This window comes from Pseudomonas sp. F007, assembly GCF_057814275.1.
Genome location: NZ_JBVATA010000005.1, coordinates 48,732 through 68,707 on the forward strand (window position 1 = coordinate 48,732; position 19,976 = coordinate 68,707).

The 19,976-nt window shown below is 63.7% G+C and carries 16 protein-coding genes; 3 read left to right on the forward strand and 13 right to left on the reverse strand.

Annotated features, from left to right (window positions below; all coding sequences use genetic code 11):
* The 3 genes from ACZYR5_RS13190 to ccoN form a co-directional block, all read right to left on the reverse strand.
* Entirely contained in the window at positions 1-693 is a 693-nt protein-coding gene (locus tag ACZYR5_RS13190; RefSeq protein ID WP_489090411.1) for an aspartate/glutamate racemase family protein, read from the reverse strand.
* A gap of 78 nt (positions 694-771) precedes the next feature.
* Entirely contained in the window at positions 772-981 is a 210-nt protein-coding gene (locus ACZYR5_RS13195; protein WP_489090412.1) for a cbb3-type cytochrome c oxidase subunit 3, read from the reverse strand.
* A 15-nt stretch (positions 982-996) separates the two neighbouring features.
* Entirely contained in the window at positions 997-2,424 is a 1,428-nt protein-coding gene (gene ccoN, locus ACZYR5_RS13200; protein WP_489090413.1) for a cytochrome-c oxidase, cbb3-type subunit I, read from the reverse strand.
* A 264-nt stretch (positions 2,425-2,688) separates the two neighbouring features.
* Between ccoN and ACZYR5_RS13205 the strand changes: the two genes are divergently transcribed.
* On the forward strand, positions 2,689-4,362 hold the full coding sequence (locus tag ACZYR5_RS13205) for a nitrite/sulfite reductase (RefSeq protein ID WP_489090414.1): 1,674 nt from the start codon (positions 2,689-2,691) through the stop codon (positions 4,360-4,362).
* Positions 4,359-4,844, forward strand: a complete 486-nt coding sequence (locus tag ACZYR5_RS13210; protein ID WP_489090415.1) for a DUF934 domain-containing protein — start codon at positions 4,359-4,361, stop codon at positions 4,842-4,844. Before ACZYR5_RS13205 ends, ACZYR5_RS13210 begins: the two co-directional genes overlap by 4 nt.
* 261 nt (positions 4,845-5,105) lie before the next feature.
* Here the strand turns inward: ACZYR5_RS13210 and ACZYR5_RS13215 are convergent, their stop codons facing one another.
* The 10 genes from ACZYR5_RS13215 to ACZYR5_RS13260 form a co-directional block, all read right to left on the reverse strand.
* On the reverse strand, positions 5,106-7,472 hold the full coding sequence (locus tag ACZYR5_RS13215; RefSeq protein WP_489090416.1) for a tetratricopeptide repeat protein: 2,367 nt from the start codon (positions 7,470-7,472) through the stop codon (positions 5,106-5,108).
* Between the two features lie 210 nt (positions 7,473-7,682).
* Positions 7,683-10,202 carry a fused MFS/spermidine synthase gene (locus tag ACZYR5_RS13220; protein WP_489090417.1) on the reverse strand — a complete coding sequence of 840 codons (2,520 nt, stop codon included), beginning with the start codon at positions 10,200-10,202 and terminating at the stop codon, positions 7,683-7,685.
* Positions 10,203-10,247: 45 nt separating this feature from the next.
* Positions 10,248-11,276 (reverse strand): HAD family hydrolase, encoded by a 1,029-nt coding sequence (locus tag ACZYR5_RS13225; RefSeq protein ID WP_489090418.1) that lies wholly within the window; start codon positions 11,274-11,276, stop codon positions 10,248-10,250.
* Complete coding sequence (locus ACZYR5_RS13230) at positions 11,273-12,580, reverse strand: BatD family protein (protein WP_489090419.1); 1,308 nt, start codon at positions 12,578-12,580, stop codon at positions 11,273-11,275. Before ACZYR5_RS13230 ends, ACZYR5_RS13225 begins: the two co-directional genes overlap by 4 nt.
* Positions 12,577-14,154, reverse strand: coding sequence for a VWA domain-containing protein (locus ACZYR5_RS13235; RefSeq protein ID WP_489090420.1), 1,578 nt, complete (start codon positions 14,152-14,154; stop codon positions 12,577-12,579). The genes ACZYR5_RS13230 and ACZYR5_RS13235 overlap by 4 nt, the downstream gene beginning before the upstream one ends.
* A 1-nt stretch (position 14,155) precedes the next feature.
* Entirely contained in the window at positions 14,156-15,148 is a 993-nt protein-coding gene (locus tag ACZYR5_RS13240; protein WP_489090421.1) for a vWA domain-containing protein, read from the reverse strand.
* A complete protein-coding gene (locus tag ACZYR5_RS13245; protein ID WP_489090422.1) occupies positions 15,135-15,731 on the reverse strand; it encodes a DUF4381 domain-containing protein in 597 nt (198 codons plus the stop codon). The genes ACZYR5_RS13240 and ACZYR5_RS13245 overlap by 14 nt, the downstream gene beginning before the upstream one ends.
* Entirely contained in the window at positions 15,728-16,672 is a 945-nt protein-coding gene (locus ACZYR5_RS13250; protein WP_489090423.1) for a DUF58 domain-containing protein, read from the reverse strand. The genes ACZYR5_RS13245 and ACZYR5_RS13250 overlap by 4 nt, the downstream gene beginning before the upstream one ends.
* 10 nt (positions 16,673-16,682) lie before the next feature.
* Positions 16,683-17,663, reverse strand: a complete 981-nt coding sequence (locus tag ACZYR5_RS13255; protein WP_489090424.1) for an AAA family ATPase — start codon at positions 17,661-17,663, stop codon at positions 16,683-16,685.
* 26 nt (positions 17,664-17,689) lie between these two features.
* Entirely contained in the window at positions 17,690-19,093 is a 1,404-nt protein-coding gene (locus ACZYR5_RS13260) for a DUF1254 domain-containing protein (RefSeq protein WP_489090425.1), read from the reverse strand.
* 276 nt (positions 19,094-19,369) lie between these two features.
* Between ACZYR5_RS13260 and tpx the strand changes: the two genes are divergently transcribed.
* A complete protein-coding gene (gene tpx / locus ACZYR5_RS13265) occupies positions 19,370-19,870 on the forward strand; it encodes a thiol peroxidase (protein ID WP_489090426.1) in 501 nt (166 codons plus the stop codon).
* The last annotated feature ends 106 nt before the right edge of the window (positions 19,871-19,976 follow it).

Sequence of the window (19,976 nt, forward strand, 5' to 3'; positions counted from 1 at the left end):
TCAATCGCCGAGGGCAAACGCCACCGCAGCCCGCGCATGCAGTTCAGTGGTATCAAGCAGCGGCAACTCGCTGTGTTCAGGTTTGATCAGCAGGCTGATTTCCGTGCAACCCAGAATGATCGCCTGGGCACCACGGGCGGCCAGTTTCTCGATCACCTGCTGGTAGCGGACGCGGGAGGTGTCGCTGATGACGCCGACGCAGAGTTCGTCGTAGATGATCCGGTGCACGGCTTGCCGGTCTGCGGCGTCGGGCACCAGTACCTGCAGGCCTTGGGCGCTCAGGCGCTCCTTGAGGAAATCCTGTTCCATGGTGAAGGCGGTGCCCAGCAGGCCAACGGTACGAGCGTCGATGGCTAGCGCCGCCTGGCCGGCGGGTTCGGCGATGTGCAGGAAGGGCACGGAAATCGCCGCCTGGATCTGCCCGGCGACCTTGTGCATGGTGTTGGTACAGAGCACCACGCACTCGGCACCGCCGGCCTCCAGGCTACGGGCTGCATCCACCAGGATCTGCGCCGCATCGTCCCAGCGTCCGGCATGCTGGGCCTGTTCCACCGGACCGAAATCGACGCTGTGCATCAACAGTTGTGCCGAGCGCAGCGGGCCGAGGCGGTCGCGGACCTGCTGGTTGATCAGACGATAATATTCGGCGCTGGATTCCCAGCTCATGCCGCCGATAAGGCCGATGGTGCGCATGCGATTCTTCCCTGGAGTGGATGGTTGACGAGCGACCCACACTGTCGCCCGTCCATCTTCCGTACGCAAGGACCAGGCTCAGGCGTCGACGTTGCCCCAACCCGGCTTCGCCACCTCCGGCGCCACCGCATCGATGCGCTTGCCGGTGGCCTGCTCGACCCGTTGCGCGACTTCGGGGTCATCGGCAAACGGGATCAGGCTGGCGTCGTCCAGACTCTGGCCTGTCTGGTGCCGCAGGCAGCACTCGATGGCCAGCCAGAGGAATCCCAGTATCAGCATGTCGATCATGGTCGGCTCCTTGCCTCAGGCAATCTGCGCTTCACGTTCGGCCAGGCGCACGTCGGCAACCCGCACCGTGCGCCAGGTGTTGTAGGCCATCAGCAGCATGCCGCTGAGGAAGAACACGCCGCCGACAAAACGTACGATGAACCCCGGATGACTGGCCTGCAGCGCTTCGACGAAAGAGTAGGTGAGGGTGCCGTCGTCGTTGATCGCACGCCACATCAGGCCCTGGGTGATGCCGTTGACCCACATCGAGGCGATGTAGAGCACGGTGCCGATGGTTGCCAGCCAGAAGTGCGCATTGATCAGGCCGATGCTGTGCATCTGCTCGCGGCCGAAGATCTTCGGCACCATGTGGTAGGTGGCGCCAAAGGTGATCATCGCCACCCAACCGAGGGCGCCGGCGTGCACGTGGCCTATGGTCCAGTCGGTGTAGTGGGAGAGGGCGTTGACCGTCTTGATCGCCATCATCGGCCCTTCGAAGGTCGACATGCCGTAGAACGCCAGCGACAGCACCAGGAACCGTAGGATCGGATCGGTGCGCAGCTTATGCCAGGCGCCGGAGAGGGTCATCATGCCATTGATCATCCCGCCCCAGCTCGGCGCCAGGAGGATCAGCGACATCGCCATGCCCAGCGACTGCGCCCAGTCCGGCAGGGCAGTGTAGTGCAGGTGGTGCGGGCCAGCCCAGATGTACAGGGTGATCAGCGCCCAGAAATGCACGATCGACAGGCGATAGGAATACACCGGGCGCCCCACCTGTTTCGGCACGAAGTAATACATCATCCCGAGGAAACCGGTGGTGAGGAAGAAACCCACGGCGTTGTGCCCGTACCACCATTGGACCATGGCATCGGTGGCCCCGGAATACACCGGGTACGACTTGAACCAGTCCACCGGGATCGACAGGTGATTGACCACGTGCAGCATGGCGATCACTACGATGAAGGCGCCGAAGAACCAGTTGCCGACGTAGATGTGTTGGGTCTTGCGCTGCACCACGGTGGTGAAAAAGACGATGGCGTAGGCCACCCAGACCACGGTCATCCACACGGCTCCGCTGAACTCGATCTCGGCGTATTCCTTGGTGGTGGTGTAGCCCAGCGGCAAGGTCACCAGCATGATCACGATCACCGACTGCCAGCCCCAGAAGGTAAAGGCGGCGAGTTTGTCGCTGTACAGCCGCACCTGGCAGGTGCGCTGCACCGCGTAGTAGCTGGCGGCAAACTGCGCGCTGCCGGCGAAACCGAAAATCACCAGGCTGGTGTGCAGCGGCCGGAGCCGGCCGAAGGTGGTCCACGGCAAGTCGAGGTTGGCTTGCGGCCATACCAGTTGCGAGGCGATCCACACGCCCATGGCCATGCCGATCACACCCCATACCACTGTTGCTATGACGAATTGGCGGACGACCTTGTAGTTATAGGCCTGCCCGATTGTTGCTGTGCTCATGGTCATTGCTTCCACGGTTGCAAAGTCTTGCCAGGCCACCCGGCCTGGCATGGGTCGCACTCTAGGAAACCCGCCGGAAACAAAACAGGCTCAGAAAAACGCCATAAATGCGGATCAGATTAATCGCCTGCCAGCGGCGGTTCACAGGCCGCTGATATGGTTTTTTCGCAATTAGCTGAATCTGTAACGCACTGAGCCGTTGCGCCATAGTCAGCGTCCTTTCGAACGCGCCGTAGAGCCCGATCCTGCAGATGAGGTAGCGACATGTATCAATACGATGACTATGACCGGGCCCTGGTCTTTGAACGGGTCGCGCAGTTCCGCGATCAGGTGCAGCGCTACCTGGGCGGCGACCTGAGCGACGAGGAATTCCTGCCGCTGCGCCTGCAGAACGGCCTGTACCTGCAAAAGCATGCCTACATGCTGCGGGTGGCGATTCCCTACGGCACCCTGAATGCGCGGCAGATGCGCACGCTGGCGGCAATTGCCCGGGATTACGATCGCGGCTACGGGCACTTCACTACGCGGCAGAATCTGCAATTCAACTGGATCGAGTTGGCCGAAGTCCCGGACATCCTCGAGCGTCTGGCGGAGGTCGAGATGCATGCGATCCAGACCTCCGGCAACTGCGTGCGCAACATCACCACCGAAGCCTTCGCCGGTGTAGCGGCGGACGAGTTGATCGACCCGCGTCCGCTGGCAGAAATCCTCCGCCAGTGGTCGACGATCAACCCGGAATTCCTGTTCCTGCCGCGCAAATTCAAGATCGCCATCTGCAGCGCCGAACAGGACCGCGCGGCGATCATGATGCACGACATCGGCCTCTATCTTTACCCCGACGCGAGCGGGCAGATGCTGCTGCGGGTGATTGTCGGCGGCGGCCTGGGACGCACGCCGATCCTCGGCCTGCAGATTCGCCAGGACCTGCCCTGGCAGCACCTGTTGTCATACGTCGAGGCCGTGCTGCGGGTGTACAACCGTCACGGGCGGCGCGACAACAAGTACAAGGCGCGGATCAAGATTCTGGTCAAGGCCTTGGGGATCGAAGCGTTCGCCCGGGAAGTGGAGCAGGAGTGGCAGCACCTCAAGGACGGTCCGGCACAGCTGACCGAAGAGGAGTTCCAGCGAGTCGCCAGTGCCTTTGTCGCGCCGAATTATGCGCCACTCGCCGACACCTGCCTGGAGCACGGCACGCGCCTGGCGGACAACCCGGCCTTCGCCCGCTGGGTGGCGCGTAACGTGCAGCCGCACAAGGTGCAGGGTTATGCCAGTGTTGTGCTGTCGACCAAGCCAGGCAGCGCCGCGCCGCCGGGTGATGTCAGTGATTGGCAGATGGAGGCGGTGGCGGCCTGGTCGGAGCAGTTCGGCTTCGGCGAGATTCGCATTGCCCACGAACAGAACGTCATCCTGCCGGATGTGCCCAAGGCCCAGCTCTATGCCTTGTGGCGCCTGGCCTGCGAGGCCGGGCTGGGCAGCGCCAACGCGGGGCTGGTGACGGACATCATCGCCTGTCCGGGTGGCGATTTCTGTGCCCTGGCCAATGCCAAGTCGATCCCCATTGCCCAGGGCATCCAGGCACGGTTCGATGATCTGGACTATCTGCATGACCTGGGGGATATCAGCCTGAATATCTCCGGTTGCATGAATGCCTGTGGTCACCACCACATCGGCAATATCGGCATCCTCGGCGTCGATAAAAACGGCAGCGAGTGGTACCAGATCACCCTCGGCGGTGCCCAGGGCAAACACAGCGCGCTGGGCAAAGTCATCGGCCCTTCGTTCAGCGCCACCGAGGTGCCAGAGGTGATCGAGCAGATCATCGCCACCTTCGTGCGCTATCGCGAGCCGGAAGAGTTGTTTGTCGATACCGTGCAACGCATTGGTCTGGAGCCGTTCAAGGAACGGGTGTATGCCAAGGCGGTGGAGGGGGTGGCATGAACAATCTGCTGCGCTGGCGCCATGGGGGGGCGGAGCTTGACCGGGAGGATCGCTGGACCTTGATTGATACGGCCGAGTCTCAGTGGGGCGAAGGGCCTTTGCTGTTGCCGCTGGCGCTTTGGCTGACGGAGGCTTCGAGTGAGCATGCGGTGTGGCTGGGCCCGAATGATGACGTCGAAAGCCTCACACCCTGGCTCGGCCACCTGCCGATGATCGCCCTGCAGTTCCCCGACTTCCGCGATGGCCGTGCCTACAGCCAGGCCTATCTGCTGCGCACTCGCCTGGGTTGGACCGGAGAATTGCGGGCGATTGGCGACGTGCTGCGCGACCAGCTCAGCCACATGCGCCAATGCGGCTTCGATGCCTTCGCTGTACGCGCCGACAAATGCCCCGAGGATGCGCTCAAGGGGCTGGCCGGGATGAGTGTGTTGTACGGCCGCTCGGTGATCGAACCCCGGCCGCTGTTTCGGCGCAGGGGGTAGGGCTGCGGTTGCTCATGGCGGTGAGCACACAACCCCCTGTAGGAGCTGGCTTGCCAGCGAAAATCCCAAGACCGCCGCCGTCATCCAGCATGCCCGCGTCATCGTTGACGTCCATCGCGGGCAAGCCCGCTCCTACAGTTTGATCTGCGTTCACCGCAGATCCCCTGTAGGAGCCAGCCTGCTGGCGATAGCGGTGTGTCAGGCGCTGCAGATGTTGAATGTGCCGGCCCCATCGCGATCAGGCTCGCTCCTGCAGGTTGATCACCCCTTCAACGCCGGATCCCCCGGATTGAGCTTCTTCCAGCCCTGCAACAATACCTGGGCCTTCGGCTCCTGGTTACTGTTGAGGTAGTACTGGATCAACGCGAGCCGCGCGCTGCGGTTGGTCGGTTGCTGCTCGATCAATTTCTCCAGCAGCGCGCAGGCTTCATCGACTTTTCCTTGCTCATGCAGGGCCACCGCCAGCACATAACCGTACTGCGGGTTCTGCGGCTCGAGCTTCACCGCAGCGCGCAGGGCCTGCATGGCTTGCTCGCGGTTGCCGGCACGGATCAGCGCCAGGCCCTGGGTGTGCTGCAGCAGCGCCGCATCCGGATGCTCCTTGAGACCTTGCAGCAGCAATGCCTGGGCCTCGGCGGTTCGGCCCTGTGATTCCAGCCACTGCACCAGCGTCACCAGCGCCGGGTAGAAATCGGCGTCACGCTTGAGGGCCGCCCGCAGACGCGGCTCGACCTCGGTGCCGCGACCGCTGGCCTGGTACAACATCGCCAGATTGAGGTTGGCTTCGGCGCGTTCGGCCAGGCTCAACTGCACCTGCTCGTACTCGTCGATCGCCGCCTGCCAGTTGGTGTGCGCGCTGCCCAAATTGTTGGCAGCACTCAGCAGGTCACGGGCGGCGGCGATGCGCACCGCCTTGACCGGATCACTCAGCAGCGGTGTGTACAGGGCCACGCGTTCGGGGGCGGGAAGGAAGGCACTGACCGCGCGGATCGCACTTTCACGGACCTGCGGTTCGCGGTGCGCGAGGTCCTTGCTGGCCAGCTTGAGCGCCTGTTCGCTGGGGTATTGCGGCAGCTCACCGAGCAAGGTGGCACGCTGGATCGCCGGCAGGTTACTGCGCTGCAACTGCTCATACAGCACCTGCGCGGCACCCGGCTGACCGCCGCGCACCTGCCACAGACTCTCGTCGTATCGCGGCGCCTGGGCCGCAGGACTGGCGTTCCACAGCTTGAACTGTTCGGTGACCTTGTCGCCGGCCTTGCCCTGGTGACAGGTCAGGCAGGCATCCGGGGTGCCGAGTTTTTTCGCTCGCTCGGGGTTGGGAATGCTGAAGCTGTGGTCATGACGGAAGTCGTTGCCCATGTAGAACTTGCCGGGCATGTGGCAATCGACGCACTGCGAACCCGGCTGGCCCATGGTGTGGCGGGTGTGCTCGATGGAATCGTAGTTCTTCGCTTGCAGGCCCTTGCCATCGACCCCTTCGACGGCGGTCTTGCCTGCGGTGTTGTGACACTGCAGGCACACGCCGTTACCGGGGGCCTTGAGCTCAGTACTGTGGGGGTTGTGGCAATTGCTGCAGCGCACGCCCTTGTCGAACATCTTGCTCTGCAGGAACGAGCCGTGTTCGAACACTTCGTCCTGGATCTTGCCGTCCAGCGCATACAGTTCGCGGGTCAGCACGCTGGGCAGGTAGTCGTCCATCAGCCGCTTGCCGACGGTGTAGCCATCCCCCAGCGGCGCGCGACGGGAGTGGCAGCGGGCGCAGGTCTCGATTTCAGTGGTGGCGTTGCGGTCCTTGAGGTCGACGTCGAAGCCGGCATGGATTAGGTCGGTTTTTTTCGCGCTCCATTGCAGGTGATTCGAGGCCGGGCCGTGGCAGGCCTGGCAGCCGACGCCGAGGCTGTTCCACTGACTGGCGAAGCTGTTGCTGGCGGCATCGAAGTTGCGCTTGAAGCCGGTGGTATGGCACTCGACGCACATGAAGTTGGCGTTCTGGCTCGGCTTGCTCCAGTGCAGCGGGTTCTTGAAGGTCACGCCTTGGCCGGGATAGAGGTGAAACCAGCGATGTTTCTCGGTATCCCAGGCCACGCCCAGGGCCTGCAGGCGGCCTTCACCAACCTCGATCAGATACTGCTGCAACGGTGCGATACCGAAGGTGTAGGCGACCTTGAAGTCGGCATTCTTGCCATCGGCGCCCGGGGTGTTGACCCAGAACCCATCGTCCTTGCGGAAAAACCGAGAGGTTTCGCCTTCGGCCTTGAAGCTGCGGTCATTGAAGTCGGCCAGCACCGTCTGCGCATCGGCGACCTGCATCGCCAACTGGTGATGGGAGCCTTGCCAGTCCTTGACCTGTTCGCTGTGACAGCCCTGGCATTGCTGCTCGTCGACCATGCTCGCCGGCGGCAGCGGCGCCGCTGCAGGCTCGGGCTCGGGCTTGGGCGCCGGAGCGACAGCAACGCTGGGCGCCACGTAGGGCACGGGGCTGGGTTTGCTGGCAAACAGAAACCAGCCCAGCCCGGCCATTACCAGCAACAGCAGGGCGGCGGTGGCGGGGAACAGATAGCGGGACATCAGGCTTGGTTGGGAATCAGGGTCAGGCTGGGTGTTGTTGTTTTTAGTAATGGGCATTGCGACTTCCATGGTCCAGAGGCGAGGAGCGTCTACAGCATGAGGTTGTAACGGTTGGGCGGGGCGCTGTCATCCTGATTTTTTGTGGTGTGTTTGTGGCCGCCTTCGCTGGCAAGCCAGCTCCTACAGGATTTTTGAGCGACACAGAACCCTGTGGGAGCCAGCCTGCTGGCGATGAAATTGACGCGGTCTCCTTGACCTGCACATCCCTTACTCCCCCACGAACCACCGATAATACGGATTCGCCGAGTCCCCCCGCATCACCTCCCGTATATCCCGGGCCCACGCCTGGCGGTCGCCGTCGTAGGCATGCAGGCTGGCGCGATAGAACTGCATCAGGCGTTGCTGGTGGACGTTCATCCGCTCGCTGAAGGCTGGATCGGAGTTGAGCAGTGGCGGCGGGCGATGCAGGTCGAGCAGGGCGGGCAGTACCCGGCTGATTTCCTTGGCCCGCACCCAGGGCGCGTATTCAATGCGTGGCTGGTCATCGGTGACCGCCAACGCCTGGCCGGCAAACTGCTGCAAACCCTGGCGATCGGTGACCCAGGTCGCCAGCAGCGCCGGCGCCGAACTCACCCCAACCTCCTGCAAGGCGTTGCGCACGCTGTCCTGGGCATAGCGCTGGCTGATGCGTGCGGCGTCCAGTTCGATCGGCTCGAGGGAGCCCACCAGCAACATTTCATGGAACTCGCTGGTCCAGACGTTGGCGTAGGGGAACACCTCGAGAAAGCTCTGCACCAGCGCCCGCGAGTCGTCGATGTTCTGCGTCGGCAACGGCAGCCACTGCGCCACCAGGCCCTTGGCTTCGAGACGTTGCGCCGCCAGTTGGTAGAAATCCCGGGAGTACAGGTTGACCACGCCGGCGGCCGAGGGCGGCGGTGGTTCGAGGGTGATCAGGTCATAACGCTGTTCGCTGCGCAGCAGTTCCTGGCGACCGTCGCGCAGGCGCACGTCGAGGGCCGGGTTGGCGCCTGCGTTGTAGTTGCCCTTGAACAGCGGCGCGGCCTGCACCACCGCCGGCAACAGTTCGGCGACCACCCGTTGTTCAAGTCCGGGGTACTGCAGCAAGGCGCCGGCGGTGATGCCGGTGCCGAAGCCGATCACCAGCGCCGAGCGCGGCTCGCCGTTGTGAATCAACAACGGCAGCAGCGCCTGAATGCGCATGTAGCGCAGCGACGGCATGGCATCGCCGGTGTTCGACACGCCCTGGATATACAGACGCTGGAAGGTCCGCGGCTGTTTGCCCTGAGTGACCACCGCCACGGTGCCGCCGCGGCCCTCCTGATAAAACGCCAATTCACCATTGCGCGCGCCCGGCAGCAGGCTCGCCAGCTTGTCGACCGGCGTCAGTACGGCGACCCCCAGCGACAGGACGGCGACCGCGATTACCCCTTGGCGCGTGCCTTTGTTGAGCGCCCGACCTTGGCTGATGGCGATCACCCCGACCGCTGCGGCAATCAGCGCCAGCAGCCCGAGGGTTCGCACCAAACCCAGCAGCGGAATCAACAGGAACCCGCAGAGCATGACCCCGATGATCCCGCCCAGGGTGTTGAACGCCACCACCGCCCCGACATCCCGGCCCACCCGATCCTGGCCCACGCACAGGCGCAGGGCCAGGGGAAAAGCGGCGCCAAGCAGCAAGGTCGGGACAAACACGATGCACAGCGCGGCCACCGCGAAGCGCACGCTCATCGCCACCAGCTCGCTGGCGCCCATGGCCAGGGCAACCGCTTCGCCCTGGGTCTGCAGCAACACCAGCCAACGCCCGAGCAACGCCACTTCCAGCAAGGCCAGCAGCCCGGCAGCGGCGATCAACAAGCCGAACACGCCCCACGGATCACGCACCCGCTCGACCCGACGGGCCATCCACACACTGCCAAGGAACAGCCCGAGCAAGTAAGTCGCCAACACCACGGCGAAGGCATAGGTGCGGGTGCTCATGAACTGCACGATGGACTGCGACCAGACCACCTCATAGCCCAGCGCCACGCCGCCGGCGATCGCGTACAGCCAAAGCGCAAGGCGTGCCGGGGCGGCGGGCGCGGCGAGTTCGTTTGGCGCTGATTCAGCGGGTAGCGGGCCCTGACGCTGAAACCACAGCAGTGCGCCGGCGGCGGCCAGCAGGTTGAGCATGGCGGCGAAAATCGCACTGCCGCGCACTCCCAGCGTCGCAATCAGCAAAAAGGCCGCCAGCAGGGTTCCGGCGATGGCGCCCAAGGTATTCGCTGCATACAACTGGCCGCCGGCCTTGCCCGAATGCCGGGGATCGCTCGCCAGTGCTCGCACCAGCACCGGCAGGGTGCCGCCCATCAGCACCGCCGGCAAACCCACCAGGGCAAACGGCAACACCCAGGCCGCGAGGCCAATCTGCTGTTCCAGCCAGGCGAACGGCGCGGCGGCCAGGCTCATCCCCAGGGTCGCTGCGACACCGAGCACCGCCACCAGCACTTCCAGTCCGGCGTACAGCAGCACGGGGCGCCGCAAGCGGTCGGCCAGGCGCCCGAACAGCCAGCCGCCGAGGGCCAGGCCGGCAAAGAACGCGCTGATACCGGTGGTGATCGCATACACCTCGACGCCGACCACTAAAGACAACTGTTTGATCCACAGCACCTGATAAACCAGCGCCGCTGCGCCCGAGACCACCAGCAGCAGGGCCGGGATCAACAGGGCAGGGGCGCGGGTGTGAGAGGCGGGAATGGCCGACGACTTGCTGGCGACTCGTGAAGACATGGGCATTGCCTTGTACAGGACCGGGGAGAAAGCTGCTCGATACTACTATTGCTGCTGCTTGGTGCCAGGGGCGTCGAAGGGATAGATGCGGTTCCACTCTTTGCTCATGTCGACCACACTCCAGCCGCGCTTGTTGGCCTCATCCAGGGCCTTGTCCAGGCGGCCGATGTTCGACTGCCGATCATAAGCCCATTCGCGCTTGGCGTCGGTGTGATGCACCAGGCCCATGAAGCTTTTGCCCGGCCCGGCTGCGGTCCACTGCAGCATCTGCAGGTCACCGTCGGAGTTGCCAAAGGCGAGGATCGGCCGGCGACCGATGACCTGCTGGATGCTCTCCGGTTTGCCCGGACCGTCATCGTTATGGGCGAGCTTGGGCAGGCGCAGGATCGAGGCATCGTTGCCATTGAGCTGGAACTGGGTGGCGAAGGTGGTGCCGATCACCTGCTCCGGTGGAATGCCGTAGACCTGCTCGGCGAAGGCGCGCATGAACTCGACTTCGCCGCCGGAGACGATGTACGTCTTGAAGTCCTGGCTGCGCAGGTAGTCGAGCATTTCCAGCATCGGCTGGAAGATCATCTCGGTGTAGGGCTTACCGGTTTTCGGGTGACGGGCCTGGCTCAGCCAGGTCTTGGCGTTGTCCATGAAGGCGGCGGTGGTGATCCCGGTGTGGGTCGCGCCGATGATTTTCATCAGGCCGTCCATGCCGCTGGCGGCCAGTGCCTGGTGGTCATTTTCCAGCACGGCCTTGAACGGTTGCTCGGTTTTCCATTGCGGATGCTGCGGCGCCATGCGCTTGACCTCTTCCAAGGCGAACAGCACCTGGAAGTACATCGGCTGCTCGCTCCACAAGGTGCCGTCGTTATCGAACACGGCGATTCGTTCTTCTGGCTTGACGTAGTCCTTCGAGCCTTGGGTGGTCACGGCTTCGACGAATTCGATGAGGTTCTTTTTCGTCGGTCCGTCATTCCACGAGGGTAGCGCGTCGGTCGCGCTGGCCAGCAACGGCAGGCTTAGCGCCAAGGCCAACAGCAACTTCAGGCCGTGACGCTGGTAGCGGGCGTTCAGTGGGTTCATGAGTGATCCTTCTCGTGACGTGGATTGAGGGGACGCAAGGCCTGGGGCTCGGTTGCGCGTTGTGCGGCGACCTGAGCCTGTAGCGTAGTCAAGGTTGGCTTGAACTGCGTCAGCGCTTGCTGATCGTCTGCGTCGCCTGCGTAACGGCGGCGCAGCAGCTGTTGCGCCGAGCCGCCGAGCCCACTGATCTTGAGCCCCTTGCCGCTGCGCCGGGCCCACAGATACAGGGCACTGAACTGCGGCGGTTGGCCTTCCAGTTGTGCTGGAATCTGCTGCCAGGCGTAGTCGGCGCAGGCCAGCCAGGCGGCATGCCGGGCTTGGCGGCGCGCCTGCAATGCGCGCCAGGCGCGTTGGCACCAGGGTCTGAGCAGGTAACCGGCAATCACCACCAGCAGCAGTCCTGCGGTCCACAGTAGCCCGTGCCGCGACAGGTGCAGGCGACCCTTCTGGCCCAGCCGCTCAAGGTCTTCGGCAATCGAAAACACCGGTTTATAGCCGGGATTGGCTGCCGCCTCGAAATTCACCGCCGGCACTTCGGTCACACGTATTTGCCCAGCCGCCGCATCCCACCAGCGCACTTGAATCGCCGGTAGGCTGTAGTGGCCCTGGCGCTGGACCTGATAAGTCGCGCTGTCGATACGCTGGCCGCCATTCAGGTGCCCACGGCCATCGTCCAGATTGCTGACCTGCGGGGTTTTCAGGTAGCGCTTGAGGCCCTCGACGTCGCCCAGTTGCGGCGCCGGCAAGGCCATGGCCAGGGCGCCGTCGGCCTGCAAGGTGAGCTGGCGGGTCAGGCTGTCACCGGCCTTGAGTGGCGTGGCCGAAGGCTGGATCACCTGGGTCAGGCGCAGGCCCTGGGCGACTAGCACCGGTTCCCCCGGGGCGAATCCCGGCGGCTGCTCGGCGCGGAACTGCAGCGGCTGGCTCTGCGCGCTGAGTGCCTGGCTGGCCTGGCCCGGCGTCGCCCGTACGGTCAGTGCCGGAATGTCGAAGGCCTGGGCCTGATTGGGGGTGATGAGGTAGCTGTAACGCATGCCCGAGTAGGATTTGCCGTCGAGGGTCTGGGTGGTGTGCTCGGACTCGCCGTTGGGTGGCATGACCAGCGCGCCGTCGAGTTTGAGCTCCGGCAGGTTGGGGGCGCTGGTGAACCAGGTGTCGGTCAGCACCTCCAGTTGCAAGCGCACCAGACCGCCGACCATCACCGGTTCGGCAGGTTGCAGGCGTGCTTGCACCCGCAGGTCGGGTTCGGTGGCATTCGCTGATAGAGCGAGCAGCAGCCCGCCAGTGATCAATAAGGTTTTCATGGTTGGCCCGCCTGATCCTGGATGCGGAATTTCTGCTGGAGGAACTTCGCCGGTGAAGTGGTCAGGTTCTGTAGCCACTGTGCGTCGGACGCCGCCTGTGGCGTTTGCACCGCCTTACTTTGGCCCTTGCCGGCCGGCTTGTCGTACTTGACCTCGTCGGGTTTGACTTCGGGGGCGTTCTGCTCGGCGCTCTCGGTGTCTTTGAGCAGTGCCTGGGCCAGTGCCAGGTTGGCGGTGGCCTCGGGGAACTGCGGTTGCAGTTTCAGGGCCTGGGTGTAGGCGGCGATAGCCGCATCGAACTTGAAGCGGCGCACGTAGATATTGCCCAGGTAAAAGTAGGCTTGCGGCGTATCGAGGCGGGCGAAGGTGGCCAGCGCCAGGTCAAAGTCGGCGGCGTTATAGGCAGCAATGCCTTTCCAGTACGGATCCTCGAACAGCGCGGCTGCCTTTGGAAAATGCTGGTGCTCGAAGGCCCAGCGACCCTGTTGGTCGGGACTGAAAAAGGCATCGGTCAGGGCGTTGGCCTCGGCGTCAGCCGGTTGCCCAGCGAGCCCGACGCCGAGCAGCAGGGCGGCGGTCCAGTTCAGGCTCCAGCCGCGTCGCACGGCGAGGAACGCCAACAGCAACAGCGGCCAGCACAGCCAGTAGCCGGCGTCTTTCCAGTGCAGTTGCTGCTGCTCGGCGCTGGCGCTCTGGAAATGCTGCTGGGCGTGTAGTTCGATCCAGTCCAGATCGTCATCGTTGAGGGTCAGGCTGCCCAGCGGCGCGTCGAGCGCCGAGGCCAGTTGCTTGAGCGCCGCCTGATCGAAACTGCCCAGTACCGGCCGGCCGTTGCTGTCGGTGCGCGGTTGGCCGTTGGCGTCGGTGACCACGCCACCGGCGCTGTTGCCCACGGCCAGCACCAGCACTTGCAGCGGACTGTCGCCCAGGTGCTTGTCCAGTTCGGCCAGTTGCCCGGTGTCGGCACCGTCGGTGATCAGCAGCAGGGTGCCCGGGGTCTTCTCCGCCTGAAGCAGGGTTTTTGCCTGATCGATCACCGCCGCGACGTTCTTGCCGGGTTTCTGCAACAGTTGGGTGGCCAGGGCCTGGATAAAGCTGTCGAGCAGCGCCGGGTCATCGGTAGGCGGCAATACCAGGTGCGCGCTGCCGGCATAGGCGAGCAGAGCGGTACGCGCGCCGCTGCGCCGCTGCAGCAGATCGAGGAGCTTGTGCTTGGTGGCTTCGAGACGGGTGGGGGCGACGTCGCTGGCGTCCATCGACGGCGACAGGTCGACCGCGACGATCAGCGGCGCACGGTTTTCCAGGAAGTCCGGACGATCCTGTTCCCAGGTCGGCCCGGCCGCCGCTAGCGCGCCGAGCACCAGCAGCGCGCAGGTCAGGTGCACCGGGCGCCAGCGATGAGGGTCCTCGGGGGTGATCAGCAGGTGTGGCAACAGATGCGGGGCGATGGTCCCGCGCAGGTGCCGTTGCAGGTCGCGACTGCGCCGCCAGAGCCAGGGCAGCAGCGCGCCGAACAGCGCCAGCAGGAGCCAGGCCGGGCGCAGGAAGTGAAAATCACTGAGGTTGATCTCCATCTCAAGCCTCCTCGGGTTGCCGGCCAGTGTGCAGCCGTGGCCACAGCAGGGCGATCAGGTGATACAAGGCGAGCAGGCTGATGGCTGCGCCCAGCGGCAACCAGAACAGCTCGCGCTTGGGTTGATGGCTGAAGGTCTGGACCCGGTGCGGGGTGATCTGGTCGAGGGTGGCGTAGACCTGATCCAGGGCCTGGCGGTCTTCGGCGCGGAAGAAGCGTCCGCCGGTGGCCGTGGCGATTTGCTCGAGCCCTTGCAGATTGACCTTGGCCTCGCCGCTGGCGCCGGGGTCACCGATGCCGATGGTGTGAATCACCACGCCCTTGGCGGCGGCCATGCTCGCGGCGTGCTCGGGGGTAATCGCACTGCTGGTGTCGTTGCCGTCGGTGAGCAGGATCAGCACTTTTTCCTGCTCGTGGGCCTGGTCGAGCATCTTCAGCGCCAGGCCGATGGCGTCGCCAATCGCGGTGTTGGGCCCGGCCATGCCGATGCCGGTGTCGTCCAGCAGCAGCGACAGGCTGGCGTGATCGAGGGTCAAGGGTGCTTGCGGATAGGCGCCGCTGCCGAACACGATCAGGCCCAGGCGATCGTCCTTGCGCCGCTCGATAAAGCCCTGGACCACTGCCTTGACCGCGGCCAGGCGATTGGTCTTCTGCCCGTTGCTGTCGGTGTAGTCAGGGGTTTCCATGGACTGCGAGATGTCGATGGCGAGCATCAGGTCGCGCACTGGTTGCTGGCGCTCGATGGGTTTTTCCACCAGCACCGGACGTGCCACGGCCACGACCAGCAGGGCCCATACAACGATATTGAGCAACAACTGCAGACGATTGCCACGCCCCCCGGCCTGGTTCGGTGTTTGTCCTATTGCTCGACTCATCGCGGCAAAAAACGGCACCCGCAGCGCACTGCGCGCCTCACGGTAATCCGCCAGGTAGTGATAGCCCAGCCACACCAGCGGCAGCAGGAGCAATAGCCAGGGGTAGTCAAACTGCCACATGATGCTGCTCCAGCCATTGCTTGCAGGTTGCGAACAGCGCTTGGCGCTGCTCGTCGGGTATCGCCAGCAGCGTCGCCTGCGGGGCGTAGGCAAGTAACGCCAGTTGCCGGCTGAAATCCTCCGGCAACGGCGTCGCGCTGTGGCGCTGCAAAAATGCCTGCCACTGATCATTCCCCAACGCACCCGGCCCCCGTAGGAGCGAGCTTGCTCGCGAAGGCGGTGTATCAGGTGCCATTGAAGGTGAATGTGACGACGCCATCGCGAGCAGCCGCAAGCGGGAGACCGCTCCTACAGGGGTGGGTGGTTCTGGCATCGACAGCGCCGCGCGCTTGAGCAACTCCGGCAACTCACGCAGCGCATTCAAATCACTGCTGCGCCGTTGCAACTGCGCCAGCCGCTCCAGCGCTTCGCGCCGATAAGCATCGCGCCGCCACTGCCAATAACGCCGTGCCCCCCAAACCAGCAATCCCACCAGCAACAGCCCTAGCACACACCACCAGCCCCAGGTCTGCGGCATGTAACTGACCGGCGCCGGCAGGGCCATTTCCTTGAGCTGATCGATACTTGGCACCTGGCTGCTCATCGCCGCCCCCCGACGAGCTTGCCCAGCTCGGCACGCAACTGTTCATGGGCCGGCAGCGCGGTACTGAACATCATCAGCGGCACCCGGCTGCGTCGCAGCAAGGTGGCAACGTCCTTCAAGCGACCACTGAGAAAGTCCCCCAGCGGTTGGTGCACCTGGCGCTGGCCCACCGCCAATTCGACCTGCAATTGCCCTTGGGTCACCAGCACCTGGCCGTTGTTCGGCAGCTTGAGGGCCAGCGGGTCGTAGACCTGCATGGCGATCACATCGTTATGCGCACTGAGCTGGCGCATCAGTTGCAGCGTGCGCGGACCGGCGCCGGCGAAATCGCTGATGATGCAGATCAGATGGTCGTGCCCAGCCACGGCCAGGGTCCGTTGCAGGACCTTGTCCAGTTGGTCCTCGCCTTCGCGATCCGGGTTGCGCGCGCTGAGTGCCTGATTCTGCCGGGCAATTAGCGTGCACAACGCTTCCAGGCGTTTGCGGCTGCGCAGTGGGGCGACGCTGTCGATGCTCTGGTCATCGAACACCAGGCCGCCGACCCGGTCGCCGGCGTTGAACACCATCCACGCCGCCAGTGCGCCCAGCTGAGCGGCCAGCGCCGACTTGAAGCTGCGTTGCGAGCCAAAGAACATCGACATGCGCTGATCCACCAGGATCAACGCCGGCCGGTCGCGCTCTTCGGTAAAGGTGCGTACCACCGGCTTGCCGGTGCGCAGCGAGGCGCGCCAGTCAAGGTGGCGCAGGTCATCGCCGGGTTGATAGCGGCGCAGCTCATCGAAATTCAAGCCGCGCCCGCGCAGGCGCGATGCATGATTGCCGGCAAGGATGCTGCCCTGGGGCTGGCGCGCGGTGAAGCTCAGGTCACGGGCCTTGAACTCGAGGGACATCAGCTGCTTCAGCGATACGTACACCAGGCCATCCAGTTCCTGAGTGTTCATCGGCATGGCCTCAGGCGGGAATGGCGACGGTGTCGAGCAGGCGGTCGAGCACCTGGTCGGTGCTGACCCCGTCGGCCACTGCGTCGTAACTCAATTGCAGGCGATGACGCAGCACCGGGTGGACCACGCTGCGTACGTTATCGGGGGTGACGTAATCCTGGCCCTGCAGCCAGGCATCGGCCCGCGCGCAGCGGTCCAGGCCAATGCCGCCACGGGGGCTGGCGCCGATGGCGATCCAGCGCGCCAGGTCGGCATCGTAGTCGGCCGGGTGGCGGGTGGCGTTGATCAGATCGATCAGGTAGCGGTCGATGGCCGGCGCGACGCTGACCGCACTGACTTCGCGGCGAGCGGCGAAGATCACGTCCTGCGGCAATTGGAACCCCGGGGCCGACGCAGTTGTGCCAGCCTGGGCCTGTTCTTCGTCACGCAACAGGCCCAGCACCTGGCTCTCGTTATCGGCGCTGGGGTAATCCAGCAGCACCTTCATCAGGAAACGGTCCATCTGCGCTTCCGGCAGCGGGTAGGTACCTTCCTGTTCGATCGGGTTTTGCGTGGCCACCACAATGAACAACGGCGGCAGCGCGTGGCTGTTGCCGGCCACGGTGATCTGCCGCTCCTCCATGGCTTCGAGCAGCGCCGCCTGGACCTTGGCCGGCGCCCGGTTGATTTCATCGGCGAGGATCAGGTTGCCAAACAGCGGCCCGGGCTGGAACAGGATCTGGTTCTGCCCGTCGACCTGGTGCAGCACCTCGGCGCCGGTGATGTCCGAGGGCAGCAAGTCGGGGGTGAACTGGATCCGGCTCATCTTCGCGTCGAGGTGTTTGGCCAAGGCCTTGACCGTGCGGGTCTTGGCCAGCCCCGGAAGGCTTTCGAGGAGTAAATGCCCGTTGGCCAGCAGGGCGAGCATGATCTGCCGGATCACCTGATCCTGACCGAGTACCGCCTCGGCGATGTTCGCTTGCAGGGCATTGATATCAGTCAGTGCGGTCATGGGGGCGATCCTTTGCAGTGGGACGATCAGTTGATCGGGGTCAGCGCCGGCAGTTTCCACTGGCCATTGGCGACCTCGGGTTTGGGCAGATACAGACGCAATACCGCGTAAAACGGGCCGTGGGGCGCTGGCAGCCAGTTGCTGCGCTGGTCCTTGATCGGCACCGAATGCTGCAGGTACAGGGTCAGTCCGCCGTCGGCGTCGCGTTTGAGCTTGGGCAACATGCGCGAATTGATCAGGTAGCGATTCTGGTGATTGGGCACCAGCAGTTTGGTCTTGCCGTCGTACATCGTCAGCGACCAGAACGCGTCCGCCGGCGGCAACTGGTCCTTGGCGAAGTGCAGGCTGTAACTGCGCTTGGCGCCATTGAGTGGCTTGCCGGTGCTGTCGACGAAATAGCCCATGTACGCGGCTTCATCGGCGGAGTTGCCGAAAATCCCGATGTTGGCGCCGGCGTAGCGGTACAGGTAATTGTTCTGCAAGTGCTCACGGGTGCCGAAGAAGTCACCGCTGCTGAGTTGGTGAGTATCGATTTTTTCCTTCTTGAAGGTCGCAAATTCGGCCTGGGCATCGCTGATTCCGTCTTCCAGGGCCTGGCGCTGTTCATTGCTCAGGGTCTTGAGGTCGAATGGTTGGCCGGCGACGACACCGATTTTGGCAAAGCGCGCGAGGACCTCCTGCTCCGAATCAACGGCCGGGGCGAAGGCCAGCATGAAATTCAGGTACTTGAACAGCTCCGGGCTGTCGCTCATGTGCGCGCTGGGCTTGGGCCAGTTGATCTTCGCCGCCGCCGGCGCTGCCGGTTGCTTGAGGTACTGGCTGAGGGTCTGGACCTTGTAGCCGTTCTGGATGCGCTTGACCTTCTCCAGGTCCTTCTCACCGAACAGCTGAGTGCGATACAGCGCGTAGGCGATGTTGCTTTCGCTGCGCACCAGGCGATCGATGTTGACCGGCTGCTGACCTTTCCAGTCCGGACCGACGATCATGAACCGCCCACCTTTATTGCCGGTGCTGCGGGTGCCCAGGTAGGCGAAATTCTGCGTGTAAAGGTCGATCAACTGCACCGAGTAGTAACGCTCCTCGGCAATCTGCGGCAGGGTCAGCACCACCGGCTCGGCGCGCAGGTCCAGCCAGACGAAGGAGTAGGGCGTGTCGGAATTGGGGGTGATGACCGCCGTGTCCTTGGGCGTGAACACCCGCGCGGTGTTGCCGATATGGTTCAGCGGCGCCTTAAAGCTCGGCCCGCCTTTATCCACGGCCTGGGCATACAGGGTCTTGTACATCTCTACTACCGGGAAGCCGTACAGGTAGGCTTCCTTGGCGATGCTGCGGGCTTCTGCGGGGCTGGCGGTAAAGTCCGCCCAGCTGGTGGCGCTCAATAACAGGCAAAGGCCGCCCAGTAGCAGGCGAGTCGGGGTCAATCGGGTCATTGCACAATCCTGTGGGTGAGCGTGGGTATGGCGTGAACTGATCGTCAGAAATCGACGAGTGCGCTGTGGGATATACCCCTCTGCGCTGTAAGGTTCAACTAAGCAAGTTAGCAGTCAGCACGGTTACGGCCAGTCAGAAGGTTAATTATTTCAATGAATTCGGAAATATCTATCTAAACGTCGAGATAGGCTCGACCGCTCATTCGTGGTTAACTTCGCCTCCTTGCGAGATCCACCGATGGTTCATTACACCCACTACTAATAAGGACACTGATCATGGCTCAAGTCACTCTCAAAGGCGGTCCGGTTCAAGTCAACGGCGAGCTGCCTCAAGCCGGCTCCCAGGCGCCAGCCTTTTCCCTGGTCGCAGGCAACCTGTCCGACGTTACCCTGAAAGACTTCGCTGGCAAGCGCAAAATCCTGAACATCTTCCCAAGCGTTGACACCCCGACCTGCGCTACTTCGGTTCGCAAGTTCAACGCCCAGGCCAATGACATCGCCAACACCGTGGTGCTGTGCATTTCCGCTGACCTGCCATTCGCCCAGGCGCGTTTCTGCGGCGCCGAAGGTCTGGAAAACGTCCAGAACCTGTCGACCCTGCGTGGCGCTGAATTCATCCAGAACTACGGCGTGGCCATTGCCGACGGTCCACTCAAAGGCCTGACCGCCCGCGCGGTAGTCGTGCTGGACGAAAACGACAAGGTGCTGCACAGCGAGCTGGTCGCGGAAATCGCTGACGAGCCGAACTACGAAGCAGCGTTGGCCGTGCTCAAGTAACAGGCATTACAATTATTAACGGCCTGGCTCTGTCCAGGCCGTTTTCATTTGTGCTTCAGTCATTTAGCGAATACCCGCAAAAACAGGCCGAAGGTAAATTGCCGGT